General features: G+C 69.6%; 17 protein-coding genes and 1 pseudogene. 11 read left to right on the top strand and 7 right to left on the bottom strand.

All coding sequences use genetic code 11. The annotated features are described in order from the left end of the window. Window positions 1-330: 330 nt before the first annotated feature. Window positions 331-1,467: an AI-2E family transporter gene (locus tag KSF81_RS18705; RefSeq protein WP_217380260.1), complete on the top strand. Its 1,137-nt coding sequence runs from the start codon at window positions 331-333 to the stop codon at window positions 1,465-1,467. Between the two features lie 23 nt (window positions 1,468-1,490). Here KSF81_RS18705 and KSF81_RS18700 read toward each other — a convergent pair whose 3' ends face one another. Both KSF81_RS18700 and KSF81_RS18695 read right to left on the bottom strand, forming a co-directional pair. Further along, window positions 1,491-2,489, bottom strand: coding sequence for a helix-turn-helix domain-containing protein (locus KSF81_RS18700; RefSeq protein WP_217380259.1), 999 nt, complete (start codon window positions 2,487-2,489; stop codon window positions 1,491-1,493). Between the two features lie 285 nt (window positions 2,490-2,774). After that, window positions 2,775-3,656 carry a helix-turn-helix domain-containing protein gene (locus tag KSF81_RS18695; RefSeq protein ID WP_217380258.1) on the bottom strand — a complete coding sequence of 294 codons (882 nt, stop codon included), beginning with the start codon at window positions 3,654-3,656 and terminating at the stop codon, window positions 2,775-2,777. A gap of 1,237 nt (window positions 3,657-4,893) precedes the next feature. Between KSF81_RS18695 and KSF81_RS18690 the strand changes: the two genes are divergently transcribed. Beyond that, window positions 4,894-5,436, top strand: a complete 543-nt coding sequence (locus KSF81_RS18690) for a hypothetical protein (RefSeq protein WP_217380257.1) — start codon at window positions 4,894-4,896, stop codon at window positions 5,434-5,436. A 144-nt stretch (window positions 5,437-5,580) separates the two neighbouring features. Further along, on the top strand, window positions 5,581-5,871 hold the full coding sequence (locus tag KSF81_RS18685; protein ID WP_217380256.1) for a hypothetical protein: 291 nt from the start codon (window positions 5,581-5,583) through the stop codon (window positions 5,869-5,871). 59 nt (window positions 5,872-5,930) lie between these two features. Here KSF81_RS18685 and KSF81_RS18680 read toward each other — a convergent pair whose 3' ends face one another. Together KSF81_RS18680 and KSF81_RS18675 are read right to left on the bottom strand one after the other, a co-directional pair. Continuing rightward, window positions 5,931-6,902, bottom strand: coding sequence for a tripartite tricarboxylate transporter substrate binding protein (locus tag KSF81_RS18680; RefSeq protein WP_217380255.1), 972 nt, complete (start codon window positions 6,900-6,902; stop codon window positions 5,931-5,933). A gap of 581 nt (window positions 6,903-7,483) precedes the next feature. After that, window positions 7,484-7,690: a hypothetical protein gene (locus KSF81_RS18675; protein ID WP_217380254.1), complete on the bottom strand. Its 207-nt coding sequence runs from the start codon at window positions 7,688-7,690 to the stop codon at window positions 7,484-7,486. A gap of 387 nt (window positions 7,691-8,077) precedes the next feature. Between KSF81_RS18675 and KSF81_RS18670 the strand changes: the two genes are divergently transcribed. From KSF81_RS18670 to KSF81_RS18645, 6 genes are all read left to right on the top strand, one after another. Then, complete coding sequence (locus KSF81_RS18670) at window positions 8,078-8,554, top strand: hypothetical protein (RefSeq protein ID WP_217380253.1); 477 nt, start codon at window positions 8,078-8,080, stop codon at window positions 8,552-8,554. A gap of 537 nt (window positions 8,555-9,091) precedes the next feature. Next, on the top strand, window positions 9,092-9,373 hold the full coding sequence (locus KSF81_RS18665; RefSeq protein ID WP_217380252.1) for a hypothetical protein: 282 nt from the start codon (window positions 9,092-9,094) through the stop codon (window positions 9,371-9,373). 4 nt (window positions 9,374-9,377) lie between these two features. Next, window positions 9,378-9,953 (top strand): OCTOPUS family protein, encoded by a 576-nt coding sequence (locus KSF81_RS18660; RefSeq protein WP_217380251.1) that lies wholly within the window; start codon window positions 9,378-9,380, stop codon window positions 9,951-9,953. Window positions 9,954-10,532: 579 nt separating this feature from the next. Then, window positions 10,533-10,958 (top strand): IS66-like element accessory protein TnpA, encoded by a 426-nt coding sequence (gene tnpA / locus KSF81_RS18655; RefSeq protein WP_217377327.1) that lies wholly within the window; start codon window positions 10,533-10,535, stop codon window positions 10,956-10,958. Then, window positions 10,955-11,311: an IS66 family insertion sequence element accessory protein TnpB gene (tnpB, locus tag KSF81_RS18650; RefSeq protein ID WP_217377328.1), complete on the top strand. Its 357-nt coding sequence runs from the start codon at window positions 10,955-10,957 to the stop codon at window positions 11,309-11,311. The genes tnpA (KSF81_RS18655) and tnpB (KSF81_RS18650) overlap by 4 nt, the downstream gene beginning before the upstream one ends. A 13-nt stretch (window positions 11,312-11,324) precedes the next feature. Continuing rightward, window positions 11,325-11,933, top strand: a complete 609-nt coding sequence (locus tag KSF81_RS18645) for an IS66 family transposase zinc-finger binding domain-containing protein (protein ID WP_217380250.1) — start codon at window positions 11,325-11,327, stop codon at window positions 11,931-11,933. 24 nt (window positions 11,934-11,957) lie between these two features. Here the strand turns inward: KSF81_RS18645 and tnpC (KSF81_RS18640) are convergent, their stop codons facing one another. Genes tnpC (KSF81_RS18640) through tnpA (KSF81_RS18630) form a run of 3 tightly spaced genes read right to left on the bottom strand, consistent with a single transcriptional unit; the run spans window position 11,958 to window position 14,342 of the window. Further along, window positions 11,958-13,553, bottom strand: a complete 1,596-nt coding sequence (tnpC, locus tag KSF81_RS18640) for an IS66 family transposase (RefSeq protein ID WP_254453374.1) — start codon at window positions 13,551-13,553, stop codon at window positions 11,958-11,960. Window positions 13,554-13,566: 13 nt separating this feature from the next. Then, the gene (gene tnpB, locus KSF81_RS18635) at window positions 13,567-13,923 is read right to left on the bottom strand and encodes an IS66 family insertion sequence element accessory protein TnpB (RefSeq protein WP_217378046.1); all 357 of its coding nucleotides are present in this window, start codon (window positions 13,921-13,923) and stop codon (window positions 13,567-13,569) included. Then, a complete protein-coding gene (gene tnpA, locus KSF81_RS18630) occupies window positions 13,920-14,342 on the bottom strand; it encodes an IS66-like element accessory protein TnpA (RefSeq protein WP_217378047.1) in 423 nt (140 codons plus the stop codon). Before tnpA (KSF81_RS18630) ends, tnpB (KSF81_RS18635) begins: the two co-directional genes overlap by 4 nt. Window positions 14,343-14,428: 86 nt before the next feature. Between tnpA (KSF81_RS18630) and tnpC (KSF81_RS18625) the strand changes: the two are divergent. Both tnpC (KSF81_RS18625) and KSF81_RS18620 read left to right on the top strand, forming a co-directional pair. Beyond that, a pseudogene (tnpC, locus tag KSF81_RS18625) lies at window positions 14,429-15,460 on the top strand (IS66 family transposase); the annotation flags it as partial. 239 nt (window positions 15,461-15,699) lie between these two features. Next, window positions 15,700-16,647, top strand: a complete 948-nt coding sequence (locus KSF81_RS18620) for an IS481 family transposase (RefSeq protein ID WP_217377582.1) — start codon at window positions 15,700-15,702, stop codon at window positions 16,645-16,647. The last annotated feature ends 66 nt before the right edge of the window (window positions 16,648-16,713 follow it).

The following is a 16,713-nucleotide window of genomic DNA, read 5'->3' as shown; positions in this document are numbered from 1 at the left end:
GCCTTGCCGCGATGGCCGGCATCCGGCCGCATGGGGCGTGCCAGGGGCTGCCGGCGCTCCCGGCCCAGGGACCATGGAAGCTCGAGGGGCGGAGCGGCGCCCCTTCACCCATCAGGGACGTGTCGCACCGGTGGGTTTCGCCGGCCCGAATCTTGATAGCGACGCCTCGGGCACTTCGAACGCCGTCCGCCTAACGTGGTCCCGCTGGCGAGCCGGGCCGAAGAGCCCCGCGGTGCTGACCCGGGCTCGGAGGTGAGGAAGGGAATGGCGTGCCGGACCGGGTCGCCAGGGCAAAAACGCGGCGGGGGCGCCACAGCAGGGAAGCCGCAGATGGACAGCACCGTGGTGTCCGACGCTGAACTGACCAGACCTCCGGCGGAGGCCGGCACCGCCCCGGCGTTCGGCGGCGGCATGGCGACCATGATCGAGCGGGCGGTGGTCCTGCTGCTGCTGGGTGGGCTGCTGCTCGGTGTCGCCCTCGTCCTCCTGCCGTTCCTGACGGCGGTCCTGTTCGCGGCCGTCCTGGCGGTCGCCACCTGGCCGCTGCGGTCCGCGCTCGTGCGGTTCGGGTTCCCGCGGGGCGTCGTCGCGCTGCTGATGGCGCTTTCGGGAATCGCCCTGGTGGGCCTCCCGCTGCTCGCCACGGCACCCCGGCTCGCGTCCCGGATCGCGGAGGGTGCGCGGGTGGTGGAGGCCGTGCTCACCGCCTTGCCGGAGACACCGCCGGACTGGGTGGGCCGCACGCCGGTCGTCGGCGAGAGGCTGTCGCTCGCGTGGCGGGATGCCGCGGGAGCGGAGGGCGGGCTGCGCCGCGCCATGGGCTCCTACACGGACTGGCTGCGGCAGGGAGTCCTGGCCGTGGCGCGCGCCCTGGCGGACAGCATGCTCCAGTTCCTCCTGGCCCTCGTCGTCGCCGGGACGTTCTGGGCGAGAGGCGATATGCTCGGGGCGGTCCTGCGCGACGTGGTCCAGCGCCTCGGCGGCGAGCCTGCCGCGGGGGCGCTACAGGCGGCCGGCGGGGCGCTGCGCAGCGTGGCCTATGGCGTGGTCGGCACCGCCTTCTTCCAGGCCACCGCCATGGGCATCGGCGCCGCTCTTGCCGGCGTTCCCGGTGCCATGGCGCTGGGCTTCGTCGTGCTGGTGCTGGCGATCAGCCAGATCGGCCAGGTGCTCATTCCGGCAGTCTGGGGCGGCGCAGCGTGGTGGCTCTTCCGCCACGATGCGCCCGCCTGGGGCGTCTTCATGGCGGCCTGGGGCCTCCTGCTCGTCTCGGCCAGCGACAACCTGATCCGTCCCTGGCTGATCAGCCGAGGCGTGGCGATGCCGCTGACGCTCGTGATCCTCGGCGTCTTCGGCGGCTTCATCTCGTTCGGGTTCCTTGGGCTGTTCATCGGCCCTGCCTTGCTCGCGGTCGCCTTCACCCTGCTCCAATCGTGGCGAGCGGAAGCAGCGCCGGCAGCCGGATGAACCCGCTCCTCCCGCGGAAACTCCTATCCTCTCATCCGAGGCGGTCTTCCCCGGCCGCGGTCGCCCCCCGGGGCGCGGGCGAGCGTATCCGATGGGGTCTCGCCGTAGAGGGCCCGGTAGTCGTGGGCGAACTGGCCGAGGTGCCAGAAGCCGTGCGCCAGGGCCACGGACTTCACCAGCGGCGACTGCCCTTCCCGCGCGCGCAGCAGGCTTCGCACCATGGCCAGGCGGCGGAGCTTCAGGAAGCGGTGCGGGCTGAGGCCGAAGGTGCCGCGGAACGCCTGGGCGAGGCCGGAAGCCGAGACGCCGAGCGCCGAGCAGAGTTCCTCAGTGTAGATCGGGCGCGCCACATGGGCCCGCAGGTACTCGTCGGCGGTGGTGATGACGCGGCGCCAGGCCCGCGGATTCTGGGATCTGACGGCGTTCCCACCGACACCGGCTCCCACGATCAGGTCGTGCGCCGCGTCCAGGAGCGCGTCGCGCAGCGCCCTGTGCGCCTGCTCCAGGTTGAAAGCCTGCGAATCGCTGACGACGGCCTCGTTGGCGGCGTGGACGATGCCGGCCATCCGGTTCCACGCCTCGGGCCTGGTCTGCAGTAAGTCCTGCGCGCCCGGGCGGACCAGCGTGGAGCCGGACGGCAGCCACAGTAGCTCCTCGGCCCTGTCCATGGGCAGGACCAGGTTCGCATGCCCGCTTTCCCTCGGGTTGGCCCTGAGGAGCTCGGCGCCCCCGCCGTGGAGCCCCACCGTCCATGGCCGGACGGCCCGGCCGTTCAGGACGAGGGTGTCCACGTTCTCCAACGGAAGCTGCACGACCGCCATCCCGGGACGCGCCACCGCGAAGGCCAGATGTGGCGTGCTGTGCCCGGCTTGCAGGGTGATGTCGCCCAGGCCGATGGTCGTGAGCGAAACCTCGAAGGGACCGGCGGATAGGGGAGTGGCGCGGAAGACCACGCCAGGCACCGCGTGGACAAGATCCTCCGGCTCGGTGATCCGGGACAGGTGGGCACCCTCAGCACGCATGGCACATCTCCCTGGCGCGCTGTTCAGGATCGGGAGGCTACCCTCTGTGCTCGCAGCGACAAAGAAATTAGGGAGTACGTCAGTTCCACTACACTGAACGCCGGCGCCTGCTGCCTCCTGGAAATCGCGCTGTGGGATATGCAGGGGGTCCTACGCCGCGCGCCCCGAAAGCCGGAACGCTGGGTAGTCGGGCAGAATCACGAATCTGCGACATGAACGGGAGGCGCTGCTTTTTCCTGCTGGATTGTCCGGCGTTGTTCGTCTCAAGAGGCGAGTCGGGCCGCGTCATCGCGAGCGGGCGAGCGTCTCGGACGGGGATTCGCCAAACAGGGCACGATAGTCGTGGGCGAACTGCCCCAGGTGCCAGAAGCCATGCGACAGCGCCGCCGCCTTGACCGAGTGCCAGGGGCCCGAGCCCGACAGGAGCATGGTGCGCACCATGGCCATCCGGCGCAGCTTGAGGAAGCGGTGGGGGCTGAGCCCGAATGTGGCCTCGAACGCCGCGTGCAGGCAGGAGGCCGAGACACCCAGAGCCGTGCAGAGCTCGTCCGTGTAGATCGGCCGTGCCGGGTTCGCCTGGAGATAGTCGTCGGCCTCGCGCACGATCTGAACGCGCGAGGGAGGCCTGCCGCGCCGTCGCGGGACAGCTTCGCCCGGCGGCACGAACAAGGTCCGAACGGCATCCCGGAGCGTGGCGCGCTCCGCGCGGAGCCCCTCGGTTCGCCCCGGGCAGGCCGGGGCAGGGAACGCGGCCCGCTCGGCGGCCTCGGCGAGCAACGCGAGGCGCGCGTGCGCCTGCGCATCGACGTGCCGTATCGGGTCTGGCAGGTCGCGCCAAGCCTGATCCCAGCCGGCCGGGAGGATGCCTTGGCGCTCCGCGCCCGCGGAACTCACGAAGGCGCAAGCGAAGCTTCCAGGGCTGGCGACGGCGACGGGCAGGCCATTCCCGAACAGGGCGACCTGGCCCTCGCTGATTGATGCGCCGTTCCATCTTGCTTGGCGCGTCTCGCCAAGCATCAGAAGGAAGCCGCTCCGGTCCTCAGCGGCCGTCCCGAGCAGCAGGACGGGATCGCTGCGGACGATCTCCAGGGTTGCGCCATCGAGATCGATGCTCGAGACCGATCCGGTGAAGGGACCCGGGTGCACGGGTACCGCCTCGACCGCCACGCTCCGGAGGCAGGATGCCAGATCCTGGGGTTCGCTGAACGACCTGCAGAGGGTCACATGTCCGGATATCATTGCACATCTCTCTCCGACATCCCCCTTCTTGAAGGCCCCGCCGCCTCCGTCCGGCACCCCCGCACCGGATCCATGATGGCACTTCAGCCAGGAGATATTATGCCGTCCTAACATCGAGCTTCGGCAGCCCCACGCTATCGAAATTCGGCAAAGTTTCGTTCTCCACCCGACTTGGATCCGGCATCCGTTGGCCACTTCGCGCAACCTGCGTATCCATGGTTGCAGGGTGGGGAGTGTGCGGCCCTGGGCTGCGGCTGCCCCGCGGTCCGCCGGTCGTGCAAGGGCACCGCCAGTTCTGGGTGCCTGGAGCGTCGGCCATTGGGCCGGCGCGCGGTGGCGCCAGGAGCCCACCGTTGCGGTCGATTCCTCGGCCGATGGCATCCGCGATTCAGACCGCCCACGCGGATCGCGTCGGGTCGACATGGCGCGGCGGCGGATGGAGGCCTGCACGAGCCTCTTCGGGGCGGCTTTGCGCCGCCGAGCGCTGCTCTTTCCTGTGGCACGCGCTCGTCGATCCTGCGCGTAAACGGGCGCGTCACGGCCTCCGGCATCATCGCCCGCGCAGTCGGCACCCTGGTTGCTGACACGACCGGGGCTCCTCGGCCACGCGATCCTGAACGGGGGTCAATCCAGGGGAGGCCGTGAAATTGCGATAGGCTTTGCCGCCTTCGCCCAACCCCGGATGCCGTATCCTCAGGGGCAGCACGATAGTCGATGGCAGCAGCGTGGCGGGCGGGGGAGGAAAGCCATTCCTGCGTCCACATCCAGGTGTCGCGCCGGAAGCGGAATGCGACGGCATGAGGCTTCGGAGGCCGCGTGCCTGGGTTCCGCTTCCGCGCGGGTCACTCCCGTGGGGCGCCATCGTCCGTCGCCGACCGAAGCACCGTCCCTCTCACGGCGGTCCGAGGACGTTGTTAAATGGACGAGTTGCTCGTGGCCCTGTTCGACAACGATGCTCGGGCGCGTAAGGCAGCAGAACTGCTGCGTCACCGCCACGCCGAGGGAAGCCTCTCCTTGTACGCGGTGGCGATCGTCGTCCGGTCGCCGAACGGGTCAGGGCTGGTGACCAGCGAGCCGGTGCCCCCCCGGCAAGGGAACCGCCGCGCCGGCCGTCGCGGCGGCCGTCGGTGTGCTCGTGTCTCTGCTCGGCGGAGCCATCCCCGCCGTGCTGCGGACGGTCCGGTCGGGCCTGGTGGGCACCGTGAGCGAACTCTACAAGGCGGGCCTGGACTCCCGGTTCCTGGAGCGGATCTCGCACGACCTTCGGCCGGGCGGGGCGGCGATGATCGCGGAGGCCGAAGAGGAGGATCCGCCGCTGCTCGATGCGCGGATCGCCGGACTGGGTGGGCATGCCTTCCGCCACCGTCTTGAGGGGCCGCTCGCCGAAGCCAGGATCGAGCACGAACTGGACGCGCTCCGAGGTGGGCTGGCGAAGCTCAGGATGGAGCCCCGCGACGGGCAGGACGCGTCCACGCTCAGGGCGCTGTCGCGGAAGCGGGCCGCGGAGCTGCGCCAGGTCAAGCGGCGCGCCGCGGCGCTGGCGGACGCGCTGCGGCGCGAGGGCGTCGCGAAGATCGCGGTGCTGAGGGAGCAGGTGGAGGCACTCGATGGAGAGGCGGGGGTTGCGATCGAGAGGCGCGCGGCGACTATAAGGGCGCGCTTCGAAGCGCGTGCCTCCCGCCTGGACCAGCTGGCCGATTACGACTAGTGGTGTCCGCCAGACGGTACCCGTCGTTGCTCAGAAGGCCGGAGGCTCGCCAAGGGTTGAGATTGCCGCAACCGGCCATATTGCGTTCCGACTGAAGTGTTGGCTGGAGAACCACTCGAATTGTTGCGGGGTGGCTGCACCGCAATGGAACACTCGGACCTGATCCCGATATACGCGCACCTGCTGTGCAACGAGGAACTGTCGGATGCGACAGAGGATGTCGCGCAGCACCTTTTTCAGCGGGCAGTTGATGCGGGCCTGGTGCAGCCCGACGAGGGTTATGAAGGCCCTGGCTTCTGTTCCGAGCCAATGATGATGCGGCTGCTGGAAGTCAGCGCAGCCGCCGCCGACGTGGAACTACGCCGCTCGGCGGATAGGCTCGAGGCCCTTCTGCTGCAGGAGTTCTCGACAAAGCTGATGCGCCACTATGTTTGACAGGCCGCGGGGCTGACCGAGTGAGGAGGTGTGAAGGCCAGCGGTTCGACGGTTGCGGGCTAGCGTGGCGATGCCTTGGCGCGGGCGATGAGCGTGGCGACGCGGGGCAACTCCTCGGCCAGAAACGCGCGGAAGCGCTCCGTGCCCACATCGGGCCAGAGCACCGTGCCCGTCCCGTCAAAAAATGCCTTCACCGTTTGGTCGAGTAGCGTTTCTCGCAGCGCCGCCGCCAGCCGCGCGACGGTGGCCGATGGGGTGCGGGCGGGGGCGAAGACCCCTGCCCAGCCGCGCATCTCAGCCCCGGGGAAGCCGCACTCCATCAACGTCGGCACCTCGGATGCGACGCGCACCCGGTCGAAGTCGGTCACGGCGAGCGCCCGCAGCCGTCCTTCGCGCACATGCGGGGCCGCGGTCAGCGGGAAGTCCCAGGTCACGTCCACCCGGCCACCGATCACGTCGCTCAGTATCTCGGCGGTGTTGACGTAGGGCGCGTGGACGAGCCGCACCTCGGCCACCTGCTGGAACACCTCCGCCGCCAAGTGGGGCACGGTCCCGATCCCAGGCGAGGCATAGACCAGACCCTCTGGTCGCGCGCGCGCCGCGGCGGCGAGTTCGGCGAGGGTGGTCCAGGGCCGCCGCGGGCCGATGACGATCATGCACGGCGAGGCGCCGATGCCATGCACCGGGGCGAGATCCCTCGCCGGATCAAAGCGGAGGCTGGGGACAAGATGGGGCGCCGCCGCGATCGGACCCAGGCCGCCGTAGAGCAGCGTGTGGCCGTCCGGCGCCGCGCGGGCCACTGCCTCGGTCCCGATCGTCCCTCCGACGCCCGGTCGGTTCTCCACATCGACGCGTCGGCCGAGCACCTGCCCCAGGCGCTGCGCTACGAGGCGGGAGGCGGCATCGGCAATGTTGCCAGGAGGGAAGGGCACCACCCAGGTCAGGGGTCGGGTCGGGAGGTCTTGCGCGCTGGCATGACCCGGCAGGGCGGCGGGCAAAGCGAGCAGCGCTCGGCGGCCGGTCATGGTCATGGCGTAATGTTCTCGCGGCAACGATGCGCATTTCAGTAGAGCGAGTCTAGCGCTTAGGGAGGGGACTCATTCAGCCCGTTCGGCGGCGACAGCGACGAGAGCGAGCGCTGCGAGGTAATTGCGGGCGAGGCGGTCGTAGCGTGTGGCCCGAGGCGGGCATGTTGCCGCTGGAGTTGACGCCGCGGCGGGTCCCGTCCGGCCTCGACCGAATGGCCCTCGTACCTCCTGTATGTGCGACCGGTGTGGCCAGCGAAGACCGCCGCTGCTCCACCGACTATTCGCGGCGGCATGCCGGGGGAGGAGCCGGCGCCATATCCGGGCTGGTGGGCTATTCGGTATTGGAGACGCTGCGCCGCGGCGACCGGATGGAGATCCGCGGTTTCAGGCCATGCGACCGGGTCAGCCTCGCTCCGGTCATGGGCCACCCCGGAGCATACGTCGTTGCTGGGCCGGGAACGGCCGACCTGGCCGTAGCTACCCTCAAGCGGCGCAAGATTTGAGGCATCGGCACGCCCCTGATTCAGCACGGCGCCGCGCGCATCACGCTACGGCTTCCATAGGCAGGTAACGCAACTTCCGTGTCAGGCGAGCCGGACAGGCGTCGGCATCCCGAAGCCCACCGCGTTCCCGCTCCAGAGGGGCGGCATCAGCGGTCTCCCCATGTCTCTGAGCAGCACATCCGACATGCCGCGGAAGCCCATGCCGTACAAGGCCAGACCGAGGACGGCTGCAGCCACCGTGACGGCCAGGGCCACCAGGGCCCACTTGGGAAAGGGATCTGCCGGCATGACTCCACCGAAGCAGGGCTCACGAACTGCGCCGCGGCGCGCACCCCCCGGCCTGGCAGCATTCCGGACCACGGGGCGCACGGCCCGATCGCGGGGATCCTGGCCGGCGGTGGTGATCCGCTCTCGCACAAACCGTATCTTTTTCCTGTTCCGGCATGCCTCGGCGTGCGTGCGCAGGCGCTCACCCCTGCGCAGCCGCCTGACCGTGCCCGCCACCGAGCGCATTTTCGATAGTCGTTCTTGCGGAGATGCATGGCCACGTTTGTTACCCTCCAGCCCTCGGATCCTGGAGGAAGGTCATGCATCGCCGTACAACTCTCATCGGGGCGCTCGCGCTGCCCCCTCCTCGCCTCATGCCGCTCGGTGGACACCGAACAGACGAGCACCATGAATGCCGTCGTGGAGACCGTGGACCCGGTCTCGCGTGAACTCCTGCTGCGGAGCGGCGGCGGCGAGCAATCGGGCGCGCTGCGGAGCATGGTCGTGAGCCCGCGGGTGCAGCGCCTCGGCCAGATCAGGCCGGGCGACCGGGTCAGAGTGCAGTATTACCAGGCGCTGGCCGCCCAGGCGGTCACCCCCTTCTCGCGCACGAGCCAGCCCTTCGAGGGCGTGAATGTCGACCGGCGCGAGACGGCCGGCCGGCCGGGAGGGGAGATCACGCGGGTCCGGCGTGGCCGGGTGACCGTCACGGCCGTCGATCCCGCGTCAAACTCAATCAGCTTCATCGGGCCGAACAACGTGCCGCGCACCGTCGTCGCGCAGAACCCGGACGTCCAATCCTTCATCCGGAGGCTGCGCGTCGGCGACCAGGTCGACCTCGTCTACGAGGAGGCGCTGGCCATCTCGATCGAGCCCATGGGATGAGGCTGCCGCCGGGCTCGGTCGCTGACGAGGCAGAATCGAGGACGGACGGAAGGCTGCATCGGCCCCACTCCACGCGGACCGACCCTGCGCGGCACCCACAGGCGACCGGCCTCGCCGGCTCGCCGCCGACAGGCAACTGGGAGATACAAGGCAGTCGGCCCTGGCCGAGGCGCGGTGACGCGCCCCAGGATGATGTCCTGGTCCCGCCTGAACTTTGCCGCGGAACGGCGCGCGCAAGGTGGAGGAGCCTCGTCCACCCTCGCCTTCGGGAACGGCGCGGAGTGGGCGGTACGCGGATCGCAGAAAATGGACAGCAATTTTACCCAGGACGACGCCGGGATCGTCCAAAGTCCTTGCGGCCGCCGGCGATGGGGTCCGGGGCTCCGTTCCGGGACAGAGGGCAGAGCAAGCCGATGCATGACGGCCACGAGGTGATCCCGACTCCGGGGGGGCAGGGAAGGCGGCATGCCCTCAGCAGGATCGCCCGCTTGCCCTCGCAACGGCGGCTCGCCACCGGCGACTTCGTACGGCACGACAATGGCCAGCGTCGCCCGCGGAGTTCTCGTTACCGGCGTGGTGGCCATCCTGTGCACGGCGTGCAGCTTCGCCGGGCTCCCGCTGGCCGACACTCCCCGCGCCATGGCGCCCCTGCCCCCGGGCGTCACCGGCCCGATCCTGCCTCCCTCCTACGTGCCAGAGCTAGGGGCGATCCTCGCGTTGGCGCTGGTGGGCGAAGGGCCGGCGCTCACCGCGCCACCTCCGGCCCGCGAAGCGGCACGGCTCACCAGCGCCCCGGACAGCACCCATGGCGGGGGATAGGGAGATGGACCGGGCCTCCCCCAGGAACGCGGCTGGAACCGCGCGCGACGCGATTCCCCTGCTCCGGACGCCCCACGTCGAGCAACACCTTCCTGAGGATCGGAGCACAGCGATGCGCGCATCGGGCAGGGCCGGCACGCCGGCCATCGGACACGCCGCTCTCTGCGTGGCGATCGTGATCCTGGCGTCGAGTTGCGCCGGCCCCGCCTCTCGGCCCGCGGCACCCATGCCGGCGGCGACACCCTCCTTCGACGGGTTCTACGAGGGGCACTTGGAGGTCACAGGGGCCAGCGGGGGGATGAACCGCCGCGACTGCGAAACGGACCCGCGCTTCGTGGTCGAGGTCCGGGACAACAGGTTCTCCATCGTCCAGCCCCACCCGAGGGTGGCGACAGCCGCCTCCACGCTGCGGGACAGCACCACCGTCGTGTATGACGCGACCATCCGGCCCGACGGCACGATCGTAGGGATGAGCAGCCGGACCAACGCCACAATGGAAGGCCGCGTGGTGGGCGTACGCATGAGCGGCCAGATCTACGGCCTCCTCTGCTACTACGCCTTCACCGCCGACCGTACCTGAGAGGCTGTCTTCAGAGGCTGTCTTCGGGATTGGCTTACGAGGTGGCCCGCAACGCAGGGCGGCGCCGCCCAACAACAGCCGATGGCTTTTTTTCCGGAACAGCGGGCGAAGGTCGGTAGGGCTGCCCGCCCCCAGAATGGAGGCGAGAATGCGTGTCTTACGCGCGGCGCTGGCAGCCGCCGCCTTGCCGCCGCCCGCCCGTCCGCAGGATTGAGCCGGACCGAAGGCCCAGAGCTCAGGGCGGGTACGATCCCGGTTCTCGTTGTCGCTCGCCCAAGCGCAAGCAGCCGCTCCGCAGTGGCGTCAGGGCGGCCGGGCTCGGAGCACCGACTACCTCCAGCAACTCCTCCGCGGCACCGCGTAACAAACTCACCCGATTGCCCTGGGTATCAGACATATGCGCGCCTTCGTGCTCCCGAGGGAGCGCTCCTTTTCGCTGTGCGGGAACGCAGCCATGAGCAGGCAGGTCGGGCCTGTGCGCGGCGGCGATGCCAGGGGAGTGGCACCGATGGTGTGTAAGCGCGGCGTCGAGGCCCGTCTTCCTGCGGGGTGGGTAGATGTGCTGGTTCGGCGTGGAGCATGGAGCTTCGGGCCGACATTATGGTCGACATTAACGATGGCGCGAAGGACGGCGGCTATCGGCGTGTAGAGGTTCTGACCGGGCCTGGCCGACGGCGGAAGTGGTCTGAGGACGACAAGGCGCGGATCGTGGCGGAGACGCTGCGGCCGGGCACGGTGGTGGCCGATGTGGCGCGACGCTGGCAGGTCAGTTCGCAGCAGGTGTTCACGTGGCGTCGGGAGATGCGGCGCGCGGCGGTGGCGCCGCTGAGCTTCGTGCCGGTCGTGGCGGAGACGCCGGTGCGTGCGCCCGAGGCGGCTCTGCCATTGCCTGCGCCACCATCAATCGAGGTGGGGGTGGCCGGCGCGGTTCTGCGCGTCACGCCCGGCACTGACGTCGACCTGCTGACGGCGGTGTTGCGGGCCATTCGAGCGTCAGCGGCATGATCGCGCCGCCCGCCGGGGCGCGGATCCTGCTGGCCACCAAGCCGGTCGACTTCTGCAAGGGCGCGCACAGCCTGGCCGCGCTCGCCGTCGAGGTGCTGGGCGCCGATCCCTTTACGGGCGCGGTGCTGGTGTTCCGGTCGCGGCGCGCCGACCGGATCAAGATCCTGCTTTGGGACGGCAGCGGCCTGGTCCTCGTCTGGAAGCAACTGGAGGCCTCCACGTTCCGCTGGCCGGTGATCGTGGACGGCGTGGTCCGCCTGACGCCGGTGGAGTTCGCCGCGCTGTTCGACGGCATTGATTGGCGACGCGTCCAGGCCACGCGGGAGATTCCCACGCCGAGCGTCCCTGCATAGAATCGGCGGCACGATGCGCGCCGCGGATGACGACACGCCGAGCCTGCCGGAGGATGCTGCGACGCTGCGCGCGCTGCTGATCGAGGCGCTGGCGAGGTGCGACACGCTCAGCACCGAGCTTGGGAGCATTACCGCCGAGCGTGATGCACTGGCGAGCCAGAATGAGCGCCTGCAGCACCTGCTGCTGAAGCTCAAGCGCCGTCAGTTCGGCACGAAGTCCGAGCGTCTCCCGGAGGAGCAGTTGCTGTTCGCGTTCGAGGAGATCGAGGCGACGCTGGCTGGCAACGCGGCCGAGGCGGGCAAGCGGTCTCCGACGCTGCGCGATAACCAGACCAAGCGTCGCCGCGAGGGCCGCGGCGGCCTGCCGGCGCATCTGCCACGGGTCGAGCAGGTGCTGGCGCCGGAGGCGACGACCTGCCCCTGCTGCCAGGGCCCGCTGGTCGAGATCGGCAGCGACACCGCCAGGCGGCTGGACGTGATCCCCGCCCAGTTCCGCGTCGTCGTGACGAAGCGGCCGAAGCTGGCGTGTCGCGCCTGCCCCGGCGTGGTCATGCAGGAGCCCGCGCCGGCCCGCCTGATTGAGGGTAAGCGGCGGCTACGGACCCTTGGCGCCCTCAGCTGAGGAGGGCGGCTCCTGCGAGTCGGCCTAGCACCAGGGCATCAGCTCGTCGATACGGTCGTTGGGCCAGCCATTGACCAGGCGGGTAAGCAGGTCGGTGAAGTAGCGCTGCGGGTCGACGCCATTCAGTTTGCATGTCTCGACGAGCGAGGCTGCCGCGCACCACCGCGTTCCGCCGTCATCGCCGGACGCAAAGAGTGAGTTCTTTCTGCTCAGGCACACGGGCCGGATGGCGCGCTCGACCACATTGGTGTCGAGCTCGATCCTGCCATCGTCGAGGAACTGGATCAGGCCCTCGCGGTGGTTCAGCGGATAGCGGATCGCCTTGGCGGTCGGGCTGCCGCCGGGCAGGCGCGCGAGCTGGTCCTCGAACCAGGCGAACAGCGCATCGACCAGTGGCTTGGTCTTTGCCCGGCGGACGGCCTGCCGGGTCTCCGGCGGCTTGCCGCGGATTTCGGCCTCGATGGCGTAGAGCGCGGCGATGCGCTGCAGCGTCTCGGTGGCGATCGGCGCGGTGTTGCCCTTGGCCAGCTCGATGAACCCCCTTCGTACATGCGACCAGCAGAACGCGAGGGTGATGCCCTCCTTGGCCGCGGCCAGCGTCTTGTAGGCGGCGTAGCCATCGCATTGCAGGATGCCCTGGTAATCGGCCAGCAGCGCCTTCGGATGCTTGGCGCCGCGGCCTGGCGCGTAGTGGAACACGACAGCCGGTGGATCGGTGCCGCCCCAGGGCCGGTCATCGCGGGCGATTGCCCAGGCATAGCCCTTCTTCGTCTGACCGCGCCCCGGGTCGAGCACCGGCATCGTGGTCTCGTCCGCAAACAGGCGTGGCGAGGTCTGCAGGAGCTCGTGCATACGTCGCGCCACGGGCGCGATCTCGCGGGCTGCCGTGCCGAGCCAGTCGGCAAGCACCGCGCGGCCGATCTCGATCCCCTGGCGCGCCAGGATCTGCGCCTGCCGATACAGGGGCAGGTGATCCGCGTAGCGCGACACCAGGACATGCGCGACCGTCGCCTCGGTCGGCATGCCGCCCTCGACCAGGCGGGCGGGTGCTGGCGCCTGCAGCACGACGCCGGGACAGGCCCTGCAGGCCAGCTTCGGGCGCCTGGTCACGAGGACCCGGAACTGGGCGGGGATCACGTCCAGCCGCCTGGCGGTGTCGCTGCCGATCTCGACCAGCGGGCCCTGGCAGCAGGGGCAGGTCGTCGCCTCCGGCGCCAGCACCTGCTCGATCTCCGGCAGGTGCGCGGGCAGGCGGCCGCGGCCGGCCCGGCGGCGCTGCTTCTGCTGCTCGCGGGTCGCCGGCGACTGCTTGCCCGCCTCCGCGGCATTCTCGGCCAGCGTCGCCTCGATCTCCTCGAAGGCGAACTGCAGTTGCTCGTCGGTCAGCTGCTCCGACTTCCGCCCGAACTGCCGGCGCTGCAGCTTCAGCAGCAGGTGGCGGAGACGCTCGTTCCGCTCGACCAGCGCGTCGCGTTCGGCGGTCACGCTGCCGCATCTGGATGACAGCGTGTTGCGCTCGGCAGTCAGCGTGTCGACCAGCACCCGTGTCTCGACCAGCAGCGCGCGCAGTGCTGCGGGATCCTCCGGCAGTGTCGGCGTGTCGTTGTCCGCGGCGCGCATCGTACCGCCGATTCTATGCGGGCACGCTCGGTTTGGGAATCTCCCGTGTCGCCTGCACGCGTCGCCAATCGATCCCGGAGAACAGCGCGGCGAACTCGACCGCGGTCAGGCGCAGCGTGCCATCCACGATCGGCGGCCAGCGAAAGGTGTTTGCCTCCAGCTGCTTCCAGATCAGCACCAGGCCGCTGTCATCCCAGGTCAGGATCTTCACCCGGTCGGATCGCTTCGAGCGGAACACCAGCACCACGCCCGAGAATGGATCGGTGCCGAGTTCCGCGGCTGCCAGCGCTGCCAGGGAGTGGGCGCCCTTCCGGAAATCCACCGGCTTGCTCGCCAGCAGGATCCGCACACCGGCCGGCAGCGCGATCATGCCGCCGAGGCCCGGATCGCGCGCAGCACCGTCGTCAGCAGAGCCTCATCGGTGTCAGGCGCAATGCGCAGCACCACGCCGGCCAGCTGCAACTCGATCGAGGGCGCCTGGCGCACCGTTGCACCCCCCGCTTCAAGAGTTGGGGCCGGTGGTCCGGAGACGACCGGCACGAAGCTCGGTGTCACCGGCGCAGTGGCCTCCGCCAGCGCACGACGCGCTTGCCGGCGCCAATCGAAGACCTGCTGCGGGCTTACCTGCCAACGACGGGCAACCTCGGTCACCTTCGCGCCGGACTCCGCCGTCTCAGCGACGATCCTCGCTTTCTCGTCGTCAGACCAACTCCGCCGCCGGCCAGGCCCCGTCAGAACTTCGACCCGCCGATAACCGACACCCTTCGCGTCGTCCTTAACGCTATCCATAACGTCACCCGGAAGCCTGCTGCTCCAGACTGACCCAGCACATTCACCCACATCGCGGGAAGACGGGCCTCAAACGGCCGCTTACGATTGAGGGGGGCATGCCGACCGAGGCAACGGTCGCGCATGTGCTGGTCTCCCGCTACGCCGACCACCTGCCGCTTTATCGCCAGTCGCAGATCCTGGCGCGGCAGGGGATCGAGATCGGCCGCGAGGTGCTCGCCGACTGGGCCGGCACGGGTGCGACGGAGATCGTCCCCGTGGTCCGGCGGATGCGCGAGATCCTGCTCGGCTCGTTGCGGCTGTTCGCCGACGAGACCACCATGCCGGTCCTCGACCCAGGGCGCGGTCAGACGAAGAAGGGCTATGCCTGGGCAATCGCCCGCGATAACCGGCCCTGGGGCGGCACCGATCCACCGGCGGTGGTGTTCCACTACGCGCCGGGCCGCGGCGCCGAGCATGCAAAAGCACTGCTGGCCGGCTACCAGGGCATCCTACAATGCGACGGCTACGGTGCGTACAAAACGCTGGCCGCGGCGGATGGCGGCATCACGCTGGCATTCTGCTGGAGCCATGTGCGGCGGGAATTCATCGAACTGGCGAGGGGCAAGACCGCGCCGATCGCCCAGGAGACGTTGAAGCGCATCGCTGCCCTCTACGCGGTCGAGACGGAGCTGCGCGGCAAGCCACCTGACCTCCGTCGAGTGGGCCGGCAGGAACAGAGCCGTCCCCTCGTCGAGGCGCTGTTCGCCTGGCTCTCGGAGCAACTGGCACGCCTGCCCGGCGGCAGCCCCACCGCGGGGGCCATCCGCTACGCGCTGAACCATCGCGACGGCTTGGTGCGGTTCCTGGATGACGGCAGGATCGAGCTCGACAACAACACCGTGGAACGCGCCATTCGGCCGATCTGTCTCAGCCGAAAGAACGCGTTATTCGCCTCCGGCGACGATGGCGGGGCAAGATGGGCGGCCGTGGCCTCCCTGGTCGAGACCTGCAAGCTGAACGGCGTCGACCCGCAGCGCTACTTCACTGACGTGCTGACCCGCCTCGTGAACGGCTGGCCCAACGGCCACATCGACGAGCTCATGCCGTGGTGCTGGGCGCCCAACCACAACGGCTGACCGTCAAACGCGAGCCACACGGGCCTCGTCGCCGCGCTTACGATGGTGTAGCCGGGCGCGAGCGTAGGCCTTCAACGCCTTCGTTGCCCGCGGAAGGACACACAACGTCGCGGCCCGATTGCCACAGGAACCAGGCAAACGGGCCGAGCCTAGCTGTCGTTGCTATGGAGGTTGTCCCTCCGGGGCTGGGCTGGGAAGCTGCGGTTGCGAAGCCAGCAACCCCCAGCCCGGAGCCCCGGATGGACGCGCATGAGAATGCCCGGGCGACGCCGCATAGTCGAATGCTCATCGTGGCCCGGCTGCGCGGTGGCCAAAGCGTGGCACAGGTGGCCGCCAGTTTCGGCATTACTCCGCGCACCGTCCGCAAATGGCGCGATCGGCATGCCGCCGAGGGCGAGGCTGGCCTGCGGGACCGCTCCTCCCGCCCCAGCACCAGCCCGCCCCGCCTGAGCGCCGAGCGCACCGCCCAGATCGAGGCGCTGCGCCGCCAGCGCCGCTCCGGCCCGGCCATCGCCCGTCAGCTTGGCCTGCCTGGTTCCACGGTCGGGCTCGCGCTCCGCCGCCTCGGCCTCAACCGCCTGGCCGCGCTCGACCTCAAGCCCGAGGTCATCCGCTACGAGCGCGCGCACCCCGGCGAACTGATCCACATCGATATCAAGAAGCTCGGCCGCATCGATGGCATTGGCCACCGCATCACCGGCGACCGCACCGGCCAGAGCAATGGTCGCGGCAAGGGCTGGGAATACCTCCACGTCGCCATCGACGACGCCTCTCGCCTCGCCTTCACCGCCATGATGCCCGATGAGCGCAAGGACAGCGCCGTGGCCTTCCTCGATGCCGCCCTGGGCTGGTTCACCGCCCATGGCGTCACCGTCCAGCGGGTCATGACCGACAACGGCTCCGCCTACAAAAGCCACGCTTTCGCCAAGGCTATCGCCAGCCACGCCCTGAAGCACAAGCGCACCCGGCCCTATACGCCCAAGACCAACGGCAAGGCCGAGCGCTTCATCCAGACCAGCATCCGCGAATGGGCCTACGCCACGCCCTTCCAGACCTCAGCCGATCGAACCAAGGCCATGCACCCCTGGCTGCACGGCTACAACACCGCCAGGCCGCACGCCGCCATCAAGGGCAAACCGCCCCTCAGCCGGATCCCCAAGGACAACCTCCTTGGCAATGACAGCTAGAGCGGATCGCGGCACGCTGGGCTATGGCGCCGGTCCATGCGTGCGCCAGTTTGGAAGGTACTGCGG

This window comes from Siccirubricoccus sp. G192, from assembly GCF_019084075.1.
Classification (GTDB): Bacteria; Pseudomonadota; Alphaproteobacteria; order Acetobacterales; family Acetobacteraceae; genus G192.
Note: the sequence above shows the minus strand (reverse complement) of the source record. Positions and strands in the feature narration are given on the sequence as shown.